We start from the raw sequence: 17,255 nt of genomic DNA, 5'->3' as shown, positions 1-17,255 counted from the left end.
TCTTTCACATGGCCACGAAGCACCGGGCGGCCATCGCCCCTGTTTCGATCGAAACGGCCCCTGTTATTGCCCCTGTTATCGCCTGTTTCCATAACAGGGGCCGATCCAGCCAAGCTGCTGAAAACAAACACGTAATCCGCCAGTCAAATCCAACAATAACAGGGGCGAGAAATTTACTCCCGAAAACAGGGGGTAACAGGGGCGAGCAGTCGACGGCATGGCCGATCGGTCGGGATCGAAACCGCTCTAGCCGGCGGTCATGTACCGCTGGCGCTGCGCATCCAGGCGGACTTTCGCCTGTTCGAGCTCATGGACTTCGGTCGCTTGCAAAAGCGATTCGAGCACTCGCGACAAATGTGAAATCATCGCCTTTCGCGCGCGGCCCGGATCGCGGGAGCGTAGCGCCTCGATGATCCGCCGATGCTCCTCGATCACCGGCGTCACTCCCGCGAGATGAGCCTTGTCGCTGAGCAGGCGATATTGCGGCGAGCGAGCGCGCGCGTCCCACAGCATCTCCACCGCCATATACATGGCGCTGTTGCCGGTGGCTTGGGCAATGGCGAGGTGAAACCGCCGGTCGGCATCTTCGGACGCCATGATGTCGCCCGCGCTGCGGCTCATTTCGTCGACCAGCGCTTCGAGCCCGGCGAGCAACTCGTCGCTTATCTGTGCCGCGGCCAGTGCACAGGCCTCGCCCTCGATCGCACGCCTTGCCTCGAGCAATTCGAACGGCCCCATATCGGTCTCGACCGGCGCCCCGCCGCGCGGGACTCTGGCAGTGACATAGACGCCCGACCCCATGCGCACTTCGACCAGGCCATCGACCTCAAGGGCGATGATGGCTTCCCGGATGGTGGGACGCGACACCGAATAGGTCTGCGCAAGTAGCCGCTCCGGCGGCAGCCGTTGACCGATCTCATACGAGCCGTCGGTGATCCTGGCCGCCAGGTCGGTCGAGACACGCTCATAAAGCCGGTTGCTGTCGCCTCTCGCCATGACAAGTTCTTATCCGCAGCGGCATTGTCCGACAAGCAATCCAAACCGGCCTTACCAAAGCTCGAGAATATCTTGTGATTGGTCAAGCCAATAGTTAAACGGAATAGGCAGAATATGGCCGGGCACGCCATGCCCGCACGGATATGGGGAGGCTGAAATGGCCAGGTGGCATTTATCGATCATCGCAATTCTCTCCTCCGTCGGCCTGTCACTTGGCGCAGTGGGAAAGGCCCAGTCCGGCGCGGCACCCCCCGCCCCCACGCCATTGCTCGTTGCTGCGGATCTGCGGCCCGGCACCGACCTTTCCGGTCCCTGGCATTATTCGGTCGATCCCTATCGGGCCGGCTTGGCAGGCTTTCATGGCGGGGAGCCCAATGCCAGCGAGCGTCGTTGGGCGGACATCGATGTCGGCGCCACCATGCGCAAGGGCGACGGCGCGATGTTCGAATTCGATATGGATTCGGCCCCGATCACCACCTTGCCGGCGAGCTGGCTGACCCATGCCGCGGAGATGCGCTATTATCAGGGGCTGGTCTGGTATCAGCGCCATTTCCAGGCAGCGCTCCAGAACGGCAAGCGCGTCTTTCTCCGGCTCGGCGCGGCCAATTACAAGACCCGCATCTATCTGAACGGCACGCCCGTCGGCGAGCATGAAGGCGGGTTCACGCCTTTCGCCTTCGAGGTCACCAAATTGCTGCGCAACGGCGACAACCAGATCACCATCGGCGTGGATTCGGCAGTCACCGATACCAGCGTACCGCCGCCGGTCACCGACTGGGAGAATTATGGCGGCATCACTCGCTCGATCCGACTGATCGAAACAGCGGATACCTATGTCGACGATGCCTGGGTGCGGCTGACACGCAACGGGGCGCTGGCGATCGATGCGCATCTGGACGGACCGCGGGCCGCCGGGCGGTCGATCCGCTTCTTCATTCCCGCGCTCGGCCTCAGCCGGGCCGGAACGACCGACGCCAATGGCAATTGGCGCACAACCATTGCGGCGCCGCGCGCCCTGGAACGCTGGTCGCCCGAGCGGCCCAGACTCTACGACGTTGCGATCGAAGCGGGCGACGACCGGTGGCGCGACCAAATCGGGTTTCGCACCATCGAAACCAGGGGTTCCGAGATACTGCTCAATGGCCGGCCGATCTTCCTGCGCGGCATCAGCCTGCATGAAGAGGAGCTTGGCGTGTCGCCTGCCCGGGTCATCACCCCGGCCGCCGCCCGCGCGCTGCTGACCGAAGCGAAGCACGAACTGCACGCCAATTTCGTCCGGCTGGCGCATTATCCGCATGACGAAACCATGGTCCGCGCCGCCGACGCGCTGGGCCTGTTGGTGTGGAGCGAGGTGCCGGTCTATTGGCGGATTTCGTGGGGCAATCCCGATACGCTGGCGACCGCGCGCCGGATGATCGCCGAGAATATCCTGCGCGACCGCAATCGTGCGTCGATCGCGATCTGGAGCATCGCCAACGAAACGCCGATCACCGATGCTCGCAATGGCTTCCTGACCACCTTGGCGGCGGATGTCAGGCGGCTGGATGACACAAGGCTGGTCAGCGCCGCGCTGCTGACCGAGCGATCGACCGCGAATGGCCATCCCGTCATGACGATGACCGACCCGCTTGCCGCGCAGCTCGATGTGATGGGCATCAACACCTATAATGGCTGGTATGGCGACGACCGGCTGGCGGACGTGCCGGCGATCGAATGGCGCGTACCGGCCGACAAGCCGCTGATCTTCTCGGAGTTGGGCGCTGACGCCAAGGCCGGCTTCCACGACGCGCGCGCGATGCCGCAGAAATTCTCGGAGGAGTATCAGGCCGACTATTACCGGCAGACCCTGGCGATGGCGGCGAAGATACCGAATCTGCGCGGCCTGTCGCCTTGGATCCTCAAGGATTTCCGGTCACCGCGCCGCCAGAACGCGTTTCAGCAAGGCTGGAACCGCAAGGGACTCATGTCCGAGACCGGGCAGCACAAGCTCGCCTTCGACGTCCTGACCGGTTTCTATCGCGGGAAAGAGGATGGCGGCCGGTAATATGGCCGCCACCTCCTGCCGCAAAGGCGCGATCAATCGCGCTCGACCGGCAGCGGGGTCTGACCGAGTATGCTCTTCCGCCGACCGTACAGCGCATAGATCGCGACGCCGATCGCATTCCAGATCAGGCACCATATCAGCGTCTGCGTGGGCAGGCTGAGAAACAAATAGAGACAGCCGCCGATCGCTCCCAGCCCGACCAGCGTGGCGGCGGGGACGCGGAAAGGGCGCGGAAGTTCGGGCGAGCGGCGGCGCAGGATAAGCAGGCACAGGCCAACCGCGATGAACGCGATCAGCGTGCCGGCATTGGCGAGCGCTGCAATCTTCCCGATCGGCAGAAGGCCGGCCAGGATCGCCACGAGCACCGCCGTCACCAGCGTGATCCGCGTCGGCGTGCCTCGCCGCGAAATACGCGCCAGTCCCTGTGGCAGAAAGCCGTCGCGGGCCATGGCGAGAAAGATGCGGCTCTGGCCATAGAGAAAGGCGAGCAGCACCGTCGGCAATGCAATGACCGCAGCGGTTGCCACGATGCGCGCCACGCCGGCCTGATTGAGTGAGCGCAGGATCAGCGCCAGCGGCTCCGGGCTGTCGGCAAAGCGGGAAAAGGACACCGCGCCTACCGCGGCAGCGGCCACCAGCAGATAGATCAGCGTGCACGCGACCATCGAGCCGATGATGCCGATCGCCAGATCACGTTCGGGCCGCTTGGTTTCCTCCGCCGCAGTCGAAATGGCGTCGAAGCCGTAAAAGGCGAAGAAGATGATCGCCGCGGCCGCCATGACGCCGCGATGCACGCCATCGCCGCCATCGCTGGCCGCGAAGCCATAGGGCATGAATGGATGGAGATTGGCCGCGTCGAAATGCGGCAACGCATAGGCGACGAACAGCGACAGTGTCGCGATCTTCACCAGGACCAGCACGGTATTGACCCGCGCGCTTTCGCGCGTGCCGAGCAACAACAGCCCGGTGACCACCGCAATGATGAAGACCGCCGGCAGATTGATGATCCCGCCCAGCTCCGGTCCCTGCGTCAACGCGGCCGGAAACCCGATGCCGGCGAGCAACGGGGAGGCATAGCCCGACCAGCCAACCGCCACGGTCGACACCACCAGCGAATATTCGAGGATCAGGCTCCACCCCACCACCCAGGCGATGGTTTCGCCCAGCACCGCATAGGAATAGCTATAGGCGCTGCCCGCGGCCGGCATCATCGCGGCAAGTTCGGCATAAGCGAGTGCCGCGCAGGCACATACCGCGCCCGCAATGGCAAAGGACAACAATACCGCGGGCCCTGCCCGATCCGCGCCGACACCGATCAGTGTCAGGATACCGGTGCCGACGATCGCGCCGACGCCCAGCGCGACCAGGTGCGGCCAGGACAATGTGGGCGGCAGCGCGTCCGGGTGACGTTCCCCCGCCGGTGCAATCGGCTTGCGTCGTGTCCAGCTGTTCAACTCTATTCTCCAAAGGAATCGCCGCCCATCCCGTTACGACGGCACGTCGCATGGCACGATGACGCAAGGAACGCCGAATTACGAATCGAACGATCTCGCACCGCTCATCGTCGCTGTTTTCGGTCATCCGCGATTCGCTCACCGGCGTGTCGTCGACTGGGCTGACGATGGGCTCGACATTCGAAGCCCCGGCCTGAGTGGATGCGAGGTCAGCCCTGCCGGGCGACCCTGTCGAGCACAGCGGCAACCACCGCCGGGCGCCCCCTAACCGCCTCGCCGACCAGAATCACAGCCGGGCCGGCATCGGAAGTCCGGTCGATTGCCAATGGGAGGAGATCAAGCCGTGTATGGATCAGGCATTCACCAGGCAGGCTGATGTCGCTGGCAACCAACACAGGCGTCGCCGGATCGAGTCCATGCAAGGTCAATTGTCGGCAGATTTCAGGTGCAGCGCCGCGTCCCATATAGAATGCCAGCGTCACATCGGGATCGGCCAAGCCTGCCCAGTCGAGATCGTGTGTCTCACCAGCGCGGGCATGGGCAGTCACCAAGCGAAGTTGCCGGGCAGAGCCGCGTAAGGTCAGCGAAACGCCGGCGCTCGCGACCGCAGCGCTTGCAGCGGTGATTCCGGGACAAATCATAACCCGGATACCGTGCTGCGACAGCGCATCGACTTCCTCGGCCGAGCGACCGAATATCGATGGATCCCCACCTTTCAACCGGACAACGCGCTCCCCGGCAAGCGCAGCCCTGACCAGCAGGGCGTCGATTGCCGGCTGAGTCCGCGAATGCCGCCCGGCCCGCTTGCCAACCGGCACGCGCACGACGTGTGCGGGGATCAACGCCAGCACGCCCGCCCCCACAAGTGCATCATGGAAAACAATGCTGGCTGCCGCGATCAGTCGTTCTGCCTTGCGCGTCAGCAGATCGGGGTCACCGGGTCCCGCGCCCACCAGCCAGACGTCGCCCGGCGCAATCAGGTCATCCATGGTGGATATCCTTTCCCGGTTCGAGAAGTGCAGCAATTGCGGGGCGGCACGAGCCACAATTGGTACCGGCGCCGAGCGCAGCACCGATTGCCTCGATGCTGACCAACTTCTGCTCTGCGATCGCGGACAGGATGACGTTGAGTCCGACATCGAAGCAGACGCAGATGATCCGCCCACGATCAGGCGCGGGAGTCGCCGGCCGCCCGGCGAGCAATTCGAAAGGCGCGGCTCCCGCTTTGCCAAGCTGCGCGACCAGCCAGTCGCGCGGCGGCAATTCAGCACTGCGCGAGACGAACAGCGCCGCTTGCAATACGCCATCCTTCATCACCGCGGACCGGATCACGCCGCGCTTGGTATCGGCCATCTCGACACGTTCGCCCTCGGGAAGAAGGCCCGAGAGCGCGGTGATGTCGCCATCGCCGGCGAGTTCCATCAGCCACCCCCCGGCAGTCCGGATGCGAGTCCAGTAGGTGCAATCGGGCCGGGCTGGGTGATCGCGTGTCAGCAGGAAGCCGTTCCAGGACGGCTTGTAGGCGCTGACCGTCGCCGGCGTGTTCTTGAAGCCCGGCTGGCCCGAAACAGGATCCCGGTCCTGACCCGGGAGCAACCCCGCGCGGCCGCCGGCGCTGGTCTGGTCAGTCCAGTGAATCGGTATGAACAGCTCGCGTCGACGTTGCTCTACCATGCCGGCGACGCGAAAGATGCTTGATCCTTGCGCGGTCTCGACCCGCGCCAGCCCGCCGTCGGAGAGTCTCAACCGCTGGATAGTCTCGGGGTGGATCTCGACAAGCGGTTCGCGCCGATGCTGCGAGAGCTTCGGCGACAAGCCGGTACGCGTCATGCTGTGCCACTGATCGCGGTAGCGGCCGGTGTTGAGGCGCAGCGGAAAGGCACGGCTGCCATCGACGCGAGATACATGATCGACAGAAACCAGCCGCGCCTTGCCGTCCGGCGTGGCGTAGCCATTTGCAAAAGGCGAGGTGCCCCCCCATTGGAACGGGGCCATCGAGGCATACTCGGCGTCGCCGATCGCGACTTTGCCGGAGATATCCAGAACCCGCGCGCCATCATTCTCGAAACCGGTCTGGGCCGCGAACTCGCGGAAAATGCTCGCCGCATCGGGATAATCAAAACCCGTAAATCCCATCCGCTTCGCGACCTCCGCGATCGCCCACCAGTCGGCACGCGCATCACCCGGCGGCGCCATGAAACCGCGCTGGCGCGAAATGCAGCGCTCGGAATTCGTCACCGTGCCTTCCTTCTCACCCCAGGCGAGTGCGGGCAGCTTGACCTGCGCGTAGCGGCCGGTGTCGGTCTCGGCGACGCAGTCAGAGACGACCACGAACGGGCAATTGGCGAGCGCGACCCGCGCCATGCGCGCATCTGGCATCGAGACGGCGGGATTGGTCGCCATGATCCACACCGCCTTGATCCGGCCCCTGGCCATTGCGTCGAACATGTCGACCGCCTTGAGGCCCGGCCCGGTACAGATTGTCGGCGATTGCCAGAAGCGCTGCGCGCGATCACGCTCGGCATCGCTGAAACCCATATGCACAGCGAGCATGGAGGCGAGCCCGCCGACCTCGCGCCCACCCATCGCGTTGGGCTGTCCGGTGATGCTGAACGGGCCCGCACCGGGCTTGCCGATCCGTCCAGTGGCAAGGTGGAGGTTGATGATCGCGTTCGCCTTGTCGGTACCACTGATCGACTGATTTACGCCCTGGCTGAACAAGGTGACGGTGCGCGGATGATCGGCGAAGAGATCGTAAAAAGTCTGAAGATCGGTGGTCTCGATATCGCAGATCCTGGCGACATCGGTGGCGGGCAGACCCTTCCAAAACCCCTCCGGCACAGTAACATGGTCGGCGAGATAGCGGCCATCGAGGCGCCAGATCGAGCGCATCTCCGACAGCAGCCCCGCGAACAGCGCAACATCGCTATCAGGAGCGATGGCGAGATGGAGATCGGCCCCGGCGGCGGTTTCGGTACGGCGCGGATCGATCACCACCAGCTTCGTACCACGCGCGACGCGCGCCGCTTCGATTCGCTGCCAGACGATCGGGTGGCACCACGCTGTGTTCGACCCGACCAGGACGATCAGGTCGGCCGCATCGAGATCATTATAGCTGCACGGCACGACATCCTCGCCAAAAGCGCGGACATGTGCCGCCACGGCGCTCGCCATGCAGAGCCGCGAATTGGTGTCGATATTGGCGGTGCCGATAAAACCCTTCATCAGCTTGTTGGCGACATAATAATCCTCCGTGAGCATCTGGCCCGAGGCATAGAAGGCTACGCTTTCGGGGCCATATTCCGCAATCGTCGCAGCGAAGCGGCTGGCGACGAGATCGAGCGCCTCGTGCCAGCCGGCCCTCTCCGAACCGATCATGGGATACAATAATCGTCCCTCGAGCCCGATCGTTTCGCCAAGGTGCGTCCCCTTGGAACAAAGCTTGCCGAAATTGGCGGGGTGATCCGGATCGCCGGCGATCGTCGCGGTGCGATTCCCGGTCGGCGTCGCGATCACGCCGCAGCCGACGCCGCAATAGGCGCAGGTTGTCCTGACCGCAGTCAAGCCACCCCCGCGAGCGCGGCTGCGCGGCTGATCAGGATGCGCCCGCCATCGACCTTGACCGGGATCACCGGCACGCAGCCTTTGTCTTCGCCGAGCGCCTCGCCGGTCACGAGCGAGATACGCCAGTTATGCAGCGGGCAGGTGACCGTGGTGTCGTGAACGATGCCCTGGCTGAGTGGTCCGGCCTTGTGCGGGCATTGATTGGCGAGCGCGTAGATCCCGCCATTCGCGGTGTGGAAGATCGCGATCTCGCGCCCGCCCTGAACCGGCAGGGTGCGTGCGCCTAGCGCGGGGAGTTGATCGACGGGGCCGATATCGAGCCATTCGGGTTCCATCACGCGACCTCCAGCGTGCGGGCGATGAGCGCGGCCGCAGGGCGAATCTCGGCGAGGTGCTGGTGAAGCTTCCAGTCCTCGCCCGCCGCCCGCTTCGCCCAGGGATCGTTCTGCATGAAGCTTTGCGAATAGTGGAAGCGTGCGCGGAGCAACTCGCGACCCGCCGCATCCTCGACGATGCGCTGCCTGATATAGTCAATCCCGACCCGCTCGACCCAAGGCGCAGTGCGATCGAGATAGCGCGCTTCCTCGCGGTAGAGCTGGATGAAGGCGGCGCAATAATCGAGCGCGTCCTGCTCAGTCGCGACCTTGCAGAGGAAGTCGGTGCCGCGCAGCTTGATGCCGCCATTGCCGCCGATCGACAGCTCATAGCCGCTGTCGACGCAGATGACACCGATATCCTTGATCGTCGCCTCGGCGCAATTGCGCGGGCATCCCGATACCGCGATCTTGAACTTGTGCGGCATGAAGCTGCCCCATGTCATCTGTTCGATCCGGATACCGAGGCCAGTCGAATCCTGCGTACCGAAGCGGCACCATTCGGAGCCGACGCAGGTCTTCACCGTGCGCAGCGCCTTGGCATAGGCATGGCCACTGACCATCCCGGCTGCGTTCAGATCGGCCCAGACAGAGGGCAGATCCTCCTTTTTGATCCCGAAGATGTCGAGCCGCTGACCGCCCGTCACCTTTACCATGCGCGCCTGATACTTCTCGGCAACGTCAGCAATCGCGCGCAGCTCCTTCGGATTGGTCACACCGCCCCACATGCGCGGCACGACCGAATAGGTGCCATCCTTCTGGATGTTGGCGTGCATCCGTTCGTTGACGAACCGCGACTGATTGTCGTCGACGAACTCGCCCGGCCAGGCACACAGCAGATAGTAATTGAGTGCAGGCCGACACGAGGCGCAGCCATCGGGTGTGGTCCAGTGCAATTCCTGCATCACCTGCGGAATCGCCTTGAGCGACTTCTCGATGATCAGGCGGCGGACATCCTCATGGGTAAAGCTGGTGCATTTGCACGCCGTCGGCGCCGCACGCTCACCGGTATAATCCTCACCCATGGTGATCGCGAGCAACCCCTCGACCAGCCCGGTGCATGACCCGCACGATGCCGATGCTTTGGTGCAGGCGCGTACCGCGTCGAGCGTGCAGGCGCCGCCCTGGATCGCTGCAACAACCTTCCCCTTGCTGATGCCGTTGCAACCGCAGATCTCGCCGTCGTCGGCCATCGCCGCGACGGCGCCATTAGGGTTTGCCGATGCCCCTCCTCCCGAAGCGAAGGCCTGGCCGAAGATCAGCGCGTCGCGGATCGAGGCAACATCTTCCTGCTTTCTGAGAAGGTCGAAATACCAGTTGCCATCCTGCGTATCCCCATAGAGTACCGCACCGATCAACCTGTCGTCCTTGACAACCACGCGCTTGTAGATGCCGCGCGACGCATCGCGCATGACAATGTCCTCGCAACCTTCCCCCCCGCTGAAATCGCCAGCCGAGAAGACATCGATGCCGGAGACCTTGAGCTTGGTCGAGGTGACCGAGCCGCTATACCCATTGGGTATCGCGACCAGCCCATCGGCGAGGCTGCGGCACATCTCCCACAGCGGCGCGACCAAGCCATAAACCTGCCCTTGATGCTCGACGCACTCACCGACCGCGAGGATGTCTGCATCCGAGGTTACGAGATGGTCGTCGACATGAATGCCACGTCCGATCGCCAGTCCCGCATCGCGCGCGAGCTTCACATTGGGCCGAATGCCGACCGCCATGACGATCAGACTCGCCGGAATCTCGCGACCGTCCTTTAGCCGCACGCCTTCGACTCTGCCCTGACCGTAGATTTCGGCGGTGTCGGCTCCGGTCAGGATTGCCTGGCCACGCCGCTCGAGTTCTTCCTTGAGCAGCCAGCCAGCCGCCTCGTCGAGCTGACGTTCCATCAGGGTTGGCATCAGGTGCAGCACCGTCACCCTCATGCCGCGCAGACACAGGCCATGCGCCGCTTCCAGCCCGAGCAACCCGCCGCCGATCACCACCGCATCGCCACCCGCCGAGGCCGCGCGCAGCATCGCACCGACATCATCCATATCACGGAATGTCACGACACCGTGCAGGTCGTGCCCGGGAACCGGGATGATAAAGGGATCGGATCCAGTCGCAAGCAGCAGCTTGTCGTATGTCTCGACACGGCCCGACCGCGCGGTGACGGTACGCCGGGCACGGTCGATCGCAACGATTGGATCGCCCGCGACCAGATCGATCGCATTGTCGGTGTACCAGGCGTGATCGTTGATCACGATGTCCTCGAACGATTTGTCCCCCGCGAGCAGCGGTGAAAGCATGATGCGGTTGTAATTCACCCTTGGCTCGGCACCGAAGATGGTAATGCGGAATTTCGCGGGATCGCGCGCGAGGATCTCCTCGACCGCGCGGCAGCCGGCCATGCCGTTGCCGACGACCACCAGATGAGGAAGGGGCAAATGCGGTTTGTCGGTCATATCGCCCACTCCAGAGACAACCAGAATTTACTTGTGTCGGTCCCGAACCGATCGGCGTCGTAGGACGCATATTTGGCCAGCGCTGTGTATCGGCCATGCTTGACGCTCGCCTGCAGGTCGATCTCGTCGCCATAATGCTGGGCAAGCCGATCGCTCTCGAAACGGTGATAGGATGCGGTCAGGTCAATCGAGGCGAAGGGCCCGACTTTCTTCCAGCCATAGCCGGTCGAGACATAGGCATCGCGCAGGCCGTCGGGAGGGGTGACGAGGAACTTGTCGGCCCAGCCGTTGAACCTATGCAACGTCGCGAGCGGTGTCTGGAAGCTGGTCAGCGCGATCCCGTTGTCAGCGCCGAGCACTTCATAACCGCCGCCGATCCTGAATGCGGCAAGCTCGAACACGAGCTCGCCGGCATAGTAGCTCGCGGCGTAGCGGTTCGGATTGCGGCCATGGTCGCTTTGCCGCGCATAGCTGGCCAGATAGGTAAGCTTGGCCTTGGGCCCGATCGCCCGGCCGCCTGCAAAGCGCGCGCCATACGTCTGGCTGTTGTTGCGCAACACCAGCGCTTCGTCCTGATCGACCAGATAAGCAAAGCCGGTCAGCGTTCCGAGCGGGGTCGTATAACCGAGCGTCGCGAATACATTGTCGCCGCCGACCGCCTGGTAACGTGCCGGACCATAGCGGTTGCCGCCGTCGACCCCCCAAATTGTGCGGTCCGACCAGGCATAGGTGACATCTGCCTTGAGATGCTCGATACCAGACCATTCGATCCGCACTGCGTCAAAGGTCTGTTCATTGTCGCGCCACGCGACTGAACCGACGAAACGCTGATCGTCCAGGTTGATCCGCTGCCGGCCGACCGTCACGACCGTTTTGGTCAGGCCGCGATACTGAAGCTGGAGCCGGTTCAGTTCTATATTCTGCGCATCGGGCACGAGCGGGAAGGCAGTCTTGCCGTTGAGCCCGCTATTATAATGTTCCGAGATCGCCAACGTCGCCTCGCTTTCGGCAAGCAGCGAGAAATCGCCCGCCTTGGCCTCCACGCCGCTGCGGATGCGTATTGTCACTGCATCGGCGTCGCCGGCCAGCGGCGCCTGGTCGACATGCTCGTAACGCAGTCGAGCATCGACCAGCGGCTTCAGCGCCACTGGCCCGGCCAGGGCCGGTGCCGACACCAGCCCCCCGAGTAGAATGGGGAAAGCGCGCATCAGATCCGCACGCCGTTAGCGGTCGCACCCCAGCTCGCCCGCCAGCGCGCCTTGACCATGGTCAGCCCGGCCAGCGCCACGAGCGCGAGGCCAGCGAAAATCAGGAACCCTGCCGCAGTGGTGCCGGTGAGTTGCTTTGCGAAGCCGAGCGAAGAGGCGAGGTAGAAACCGCCCACGCCGCCGCCGAACCCGACAAGCCCGGTCATCACGCCGATCTCATGGCGAAAACGTTGCGGCACGAGCTGGAACACCGCGCCATTTCCGAAGCCCAGGGTAGCCATCACCAGCAGAAATAGCGCCATCGTGCCGACCAGCGATCCCGGCGTGGCGCTGATCGCAACCAGCGTTGCCGCGGCGAGAGCGTAAACGATGCTGAGCGTCCTGACGCCGCCGATCCGATCGGCCGTCGCGCCACCGAACGGGCGAACCAAAGATCCGATGAATACGCAGGCCGCAGTGCAATAGCCCGCCATTACCGGGGTGAGCGCGAACCGGTCGGTAAAATAGATCGACAAGCTGGCGGCAAGACCGACGAACCCGCCGAAGGTCACACCGTAGAACAGCATGAACCACCAGGCATCGGCCTGCTTCAGCACGTCCAGATAGGCAGCGACCTTCTTCGGCGCTGGTCGGTCGGGCGCGTCTTTGGCCATCGCCATATAGATGACGAAGACGATGACGAGCGGGATTGCAGCAAGGCCGAACACAGCGTTCCAACCGAATGCCTTGGCGAGGAGCGGCGCGAACAGCGAGGCGAGCACTGTACCCGAATTGCCCATGCCGGCGATTCCCATCGCCTTGCCCTGATGCTCGGCTGGGTACCACCGCGAGGCGAGTGGCAGCGCGACCGCGAAGCTGGCCCCGGCAAAACCAAGCACCAGACCCAATGCGAGCGTGCCGGCGAAGCTGTGAATACCGAACGCCCATGCCGTCAGCAGCCCGACGATGACGATGATCTGGCCGATCGCTCCGGTCAGCTTCGGGCCGATCCGATCGACCAGCACCCCGTTGACCAGGCGCAGTACCGCGCCGGCCAGGGTCGGCACCGCCACCATCAGGCCCTTTTGCGCTGGTGTCAGGGCAAGATCAGCGGCGATGATCGGTGCGAGCGGGCCGAGCAACACCCATACCATGAAGGCGAGATCGAAATAGAGAAAGGCGGCGATCAGAGTGGGGCGGTGCCCCACTTGCCAGAAGCCCTCCGTCTTGCCGGTGGCGATATTCGTGATGGATGGCCGCGATCCGGCGACGGGCCGGTCCTGCAGCACCTGTGCTTGCGTCATTTGCCTCGATCTCCTTCGAGCAAACGCAAAAAAGCCGCCGCGACGCCCGTATAAAACGGTGCCGGACGGCGACTTTGCCTCAAATTTTCGGTGGTGCCGGGTGCTACTTCGTTGCAGCGATCCGGCGGTCGATCGAAAGCTGACCCGGATTATGATTCGATGCAAGCCATTTTTTGCATCGCAGCGAAAATCAGGGCCGATTCGTCCCTGTCAGGTAAGCGTCGAGCGCATCGGGATCAAAACTACGTGCATCAAAGAACCGGTCGGCGCCAAGAATCAGGCGTCCCTGGGTTGTTCCCACACCTAAAGAATCGACGATCCCACCCTCCAACTTTGAGCTTGCACCCGGTAGCGGCACTCCGAACGGCCGAAGCGCGGCGCGATAGATATCGGGCCGAAAAACATGTTGCGCTGCATGGTAATTCGCCTCGTTGACTTCGGTATGCCCCGCCAGGCACATCTGGGCATAGAGCCAGGCGGCCTGGCTGACCCAGGGGAAATTTGCCGCCTCGCGGTGCTGAAACATGAAATCGGGAACATGGATCGCAGGAAAGCCGCGCGCGAATAATATCTGATCGGAAATGGCACGGCGGATCAGCGCCGCTGATCCATCGAGATAATCGGGCCGCGCGAGGATTGCGGCGATCTCATCAAGGCGCTTCGGATCGACAAACGCCACGCCCGCCCGGTACAGCGCCCGGATCAAACGGTTGGTCAGATGAGGATCCTCCTCCATCCGGGCGGTACGCATGGCGAGCACCTTCTCCACGCCGCGCAGCCAGACCTGAGAGGTGACCGCGACGATCACCCCGGCACCGCGATCGACCGCGACGCTATTCCACGGCTCGCCCACGCAGATGCCATCGACCTCGCCGCTCGCCAGTGCATCTGCGGCGAAGGGTGGCGCGACCGTGACGATTTCGACATCGCGGTCGGGGTCGATGCCGCTGCCGACCAGCCAGTAGCGCAACATGTAATTATGGCTCGAATAACGATGCACCACGCCGAAGCGCAGCCGTTCACCCCCCTCATGCACGATCGACGCTAGCTTGGCGCCGATCGCCGCAATATCGCCCGGCTGACCGATCACCGTCACCCGCTCGGCCAGGTCGGGGCGCAGTGTGATCGCGTTACCGTTTAGCCCCAGGACGAAAGGAACCGACAGCGGCGTCGCCGGCCGGCCCAGGCCAAGCGTCGTCGCGATGGCCAGCGGCGCCAGCAGATGGGCGGCATCACTATGGCCATAAAGTAGCCGGTCATTAACCGTCGCCCAGCTCATGTCGCGCACGGGAATCAGATCAATCCGCTCCTCCTCCGCAAAACCAAGCTCGCGTGCCAGGATGGGCAGGGCAGCGTCGACCAAGGGGAGGAAGCCGATGCGGAACGGGGTATTGCTCATAGGTCCCCCATCAGCCGGTCGGCAGTAACAATCGCGTCGGCAACATCGCCAATCCGCCGGCCACTATCCATCGCCGCCTTGCGCAACGCAGCGTAGGCGGCGGGCTCGTCGATCGCGCGCTTCTTCATCAGCAGTGCCTTGGCCTGGTCGATCGCCTTGCGCTCGGCCAGCGCACCGCGCGCCTCGTCCAGCTCGGCACGTAGCCGCGAATAGGCGCGGAAACGCCGGATCGCGAGTTCGAGCACCGGCTTGATCCGCTCCTTCCTCAGCCCGTCGACCACATACGCCGAGACGCCGGCATCGATCGCGGCCTCGATCCCCGCAGTATCGCTCTGGTCGACGAACATCGCGACCGGCCGCGCCATCGCCCGCGACAGCGCGAACAATTCTTCCAGCTCGTCACGATGCGGATTGGCCAGATTGATCAACACCACATCAGGCGCAAATGCCTCCAGCCGTGCGGCAATGCCCTTGCGGTCGGTAAAGACGGCGACGTCGGTCAAGCCCGCATCACGCAGGCCTTCCTCGATCACTGCCGCACGCGCGGGACTTTCATCGACAATGGCTATCCGCAACCACGCGCTCCTCGCTGCAGCGCAACATACGCCTTTCGACCCCAGCGGCGCAACCAATGCATTTGCGGAAACGCCGTCGATGGTCGTACCGCACCATAGTCGAGCCGTTCATGACCATAGGAGCCGATCAGGCGCCGATGCGCTCACGAAGGCTATGGTGCTTGAACTCAGGAAAAAGGGGGCCGGGTATAGGAGCGGTCGCTGATCGTGCCGAGCGCAACGATACGGCCGTTCCCGGCGCTGACGACAAGGCTCCGCACAGCATCATGCGCGGCCTCGAATTCGCTGTGCTTATCGCCGATTGGAACCGCGTTACCGACGACGCTTGACCTAACGCTTTCCTGCGACCCGTAACATCACGGCACCATGCCCCGGCACGCTGTATTTGACGGGGCCGGAGCCGGTCGACTTTCCGCGCCACAGATCACGCACCCGCGTGATCCGCGAAAGCTTCGCATCCGCCGGCAGGAAGGCGACCCGCGCGTCGATTTCTCCCCGGTTGAACAGGGCGATCGCGACCGAGCCGTCGGCCAGCGGCTTCGACCAGATTTCCACCGCGCCGTCGCGCCGGACGAGCGCGCCCTGCACGCCAAGGCGATCCTGATCGACGGCGATGACCTCCTTATTCTCCAGCAATTTGAGTGCGTCGGGCGTGGTCGTGCGCAGGTCGTGGCCCATCAGCAGCGGCGCCGCCGACATCGCCCATAGCGTCATGTGCGTGGTATATTCGTCGTGCGACATGCCACCATTGCCGACTTCCAGCATGTCGGGGTCGTTCCAGCCGCCGGGGCCGGCATGGGCGAATTTCGGGTTCCGGTCGAAGCCGATCTCACTCATTTTCTTGTAATCGTCGGTGATGTCGCCGGTCGTGCGCCAGAGATGACCGCCGACCGAGCGCCCCCATGATGCGACGTCGAAGCGGCCATATTGGCACAATGAATAGATGATCGGCCGCCCGGTCGCCTTTAACGCGGCGCCCATCTGATAATAGGTGCGCATGACCGTGTCGGCATCGGCATATTGCCATTCACCCGAGCAGAGATCGTATTTGAGATAGTCGACGCCCCAGCGTGCGAAGGTCTTCGCATCCTGTTCGACATGGCCATAGCTGCCGGTATAACCGGCACAGGTCTTGAGCCCCGGTGAGCTGTAGATGCCGAGCTTCAGCCCCTTGCCATGGATGTAATCGGCGAGTGCTTTCATGTCCGGAAATTTGTCGTTCGGACGGAGTTCGCCGTCGGGGCCGCGCGTCCCCTGCCAGCCGTCATCGATGTTGACATAGACATAACCGGCATCGCGCAGGCCCGATGAGACCATCGCGTCGGCCATCGCGCGAATCGTCCTGTCGTCGATATGCTCGGCGAACTTGTTCCAGCTGCTCCAGCCCATCGGCGGTGTCGCGGCAAGGCCATCGGGGGCGATCGTCGCGAGCGGCGGCAAGGGCACGTCGCGATAGGTGAGCGCGGCGAATTCAGCGGCGCTGGCGGGGCGTCCGGTCTGTTTGACGGTCGATTCCCAGATGCCGCCTTCGAGCAGGAGGCCCTGGTCGGTCAGCGTCGCGGTCCAGCGCCGCGTGGGCACGCCGCGCGTGTTGATGTTGCGGATGTCGAAGCTGAGCATTTTGCCGGCAAGCGTGATGTTGCTCATCGGCATCGCGCCGTACCAGTCGGAGGTCAGTTTGCCGGTAAAGCCGCCGTCGCCCCCACGCGACACTTCGAACAGGCGCACGCCGGGGTTGGGCGCGGGATCGTCGAAGATGACACGCATGCCGGCAACGAATGACGGGGCGGCCGGGGTGGCGCTGGTTTGGGCGGCGACCGGCTGACCGGCGGTAACAGCGGCGGCAAGCAGAGCGAGGGCATAGGTCAGGCGCACGTCGGCATACTCCCGGATGGATTCAGC

The 17,255-nt window shown here is 63.7% G+C and carries 12 protein-coding genes; 1 reads left to right on the top strand and 11 read right to left on the bottom strand.

The window, feature by feature from the left end; translation table 11 throughout:
• Window positions 1-246 precede the first annotated feature (246 nt).
• Window positions 247-996 carry a FadR/GntR family transcriptional regulator gene (locus H3Z74_RS00430; protein ID WP_187762074.1) on the bottom strand — a complete coding sequence of 250 codons (750 nt, stop codon included), beginning with the start codon at window positions 994-996 and terminating at the stop codon, window positions 247-249.
• A gap of 157 nt (window positions 997-1,153) precedes the next feature.
• Between H3Z74_RS00430 and H3Z74_RS00425 the strand changes: the two genes are divergently transcribed.
• A complete protein-coding gene (locus H3Z74_RS00425; RefSeq protein ID WP_187762073.1) occupies window positions 1,154-3,040 on the top strand; it encodes a glycoside hydrolase family 2 protein in 1,887 nt (628 codons plus the stop codon).
• Window positions 3,041-3,072: 32 nt separating this feature from the next.
• Here H3Z74_RS00425 and H3Z74_RS00420 read toward each other — a convergent pair whose 3' ends face one another.
• From H3Z74_RS00420 to H3Z74_RS00375, 10 genes are all read right to left on the bottom strand, one after another.
• Entirely contained in the window at window positions 3,073-4,494 is a 1,422-nt protein-coding gene (locus H3Z74_RS00420) for an amino acid permease (protein WP_187762072.1), read from the bottom strand.
• Between the two features lie 209 nt (window positions 4,495-4,703).
• Window positions 4,704-5,483: a uroporphyrinogen-III C-methyltransferase gene (gene cobA / locus H3Z74_RS00415; protein ID WP_187762071.1), complete on the bottom strand. Its 780-nt coding sequence runs from the start codon at window positions 5,481-5,483 to the stop codon at window positions 4,704-4,706.
• A complete protein-coding gene (locus tag H3Z74_RS00410) occupies window positions 5,476-8,058 on the bottom strand; it encodes a nitrate reductase (protein WP_187762070.1) in 2,583 nt (860 codons plus the stop codon). The genes cobA and H3Z74_RS00410 overlap by 8 nt, the downstream gene beginning before the upstream one ends.
• Window positions 8,055-8,393, bottom strand: a complete 339-nt coding sequence (gene nirD / locus H3Z74_RS00405) for a nitrite reductase small subunit NirD (RefSeq protein WP_187762069.1) — start codon at window positions 8,391-8,393, stop codon at window positions 8,055-8,057. Before nirD ends, H3Z74_RS00410 begins: the two co-directional genes overlap by 4 nt.
• On the bottom strand, window positions 8,393-10,888 hold the full coding sequence (nirB, locus tag H3Z74_RS00400) for a nitrite reductase large subunit NirB (protein ID WP_187762068.1): 2,496 nt from the start codon (window positions 10,886-10,888) through the stop codon (window positions 8,393-8,395). The genes nirD and nirB overlap by 1 nt, the downstream gene beginning before the upstream one ends.
• Window positions 10,885-12,096 carry an alginate export family protein gene (locus H3Z74_RS00395; protein ID WP_187762067.1) on the bottom strand — a complete coding sequence of 404 codons (1,212 nt, stop codon included), beginning with the start codon at window positions 12,094-12,096 and terminating at the stop codon, window positions 10,885-10,887. Before H3Z74_RS00395 ends, nirB begins: the two co-directional genes overlap by 4 nt.
• Window positions 12,096-13,379 carry a nitrate/nitrite transporter gene (locus H3Z74_RS00390; protein ID WP_187762066.1) on the bottom strand — a complete coding sequence of 428 codons (1,284 nt, stop codon included), beginning with the start codon at window positions 13,377-13,379 and terminating at the stop codon, window positions 12,096-12,098. Before H3Z74_RS00390 ends, H3Z74_RS00395 begins: the two co-directional genes overlap by 1 nt.
• 190 nt (window positions 13,380-13,569) lie before the next feature.
• Window positions 13,570-14,778 carry an ABC transporter substrate-binding protein gene (locus H3Z74_RS00385; protein ID WP_187762065.1) on the bottom strand — a complete coding sequence of 403 codons (1,209 nt, stop codon included), beginning with the start codon at window positions 14,776-14,778 and terminating at the stop codon, window positions 13,570-13,572.
• On the bottom strand, window positions 14,775-15,353 hold the full coding sequence (locus tag H3Z74_RS00380) for an ANTAR domain-containing response regulator (protein ID WP_187762064.1): 579 nt from the start codon (window positions 15,351-15,353) through the stop codon (window positions 14,775-14,777). Before H3Z74_RS00380 ends, H3Z74_RS00385 begins: the two co-directional genes overlap by 4 nt.
• Before the next feature lie 330 nt (window positions 15,354-15,683).
• Window positions 15,684-17,228 (bottom strand): glycoside hydrolase family 27 protein, encoded by a 1,545-nt coding sequence (locus H3Z74_RS00375; RefSeq protein ID WP_229726793.1) that lies wholly within the window; start codon window positions 17,226-17,228, stop codon window positions 15,684-15,686.
• Window positions 17,229-17,255 lie beyond the last annotated feature (27 nt).

It is taken from the genome of Sphingomonas alpina (assembly GCF_014490665.1).
GTDB classification, from domain to species: Bacteria; Pseudomonadota; Alphaproteobacteria; order Sphingomonadales; family Sphingomonadaceae; genus Sphingomonas; species Sphingomonas alpina.
Note: the sequence above shows the minus strand (reverse complement) of the source record. Positions and strands in the feature narration are given on the sequence as shown.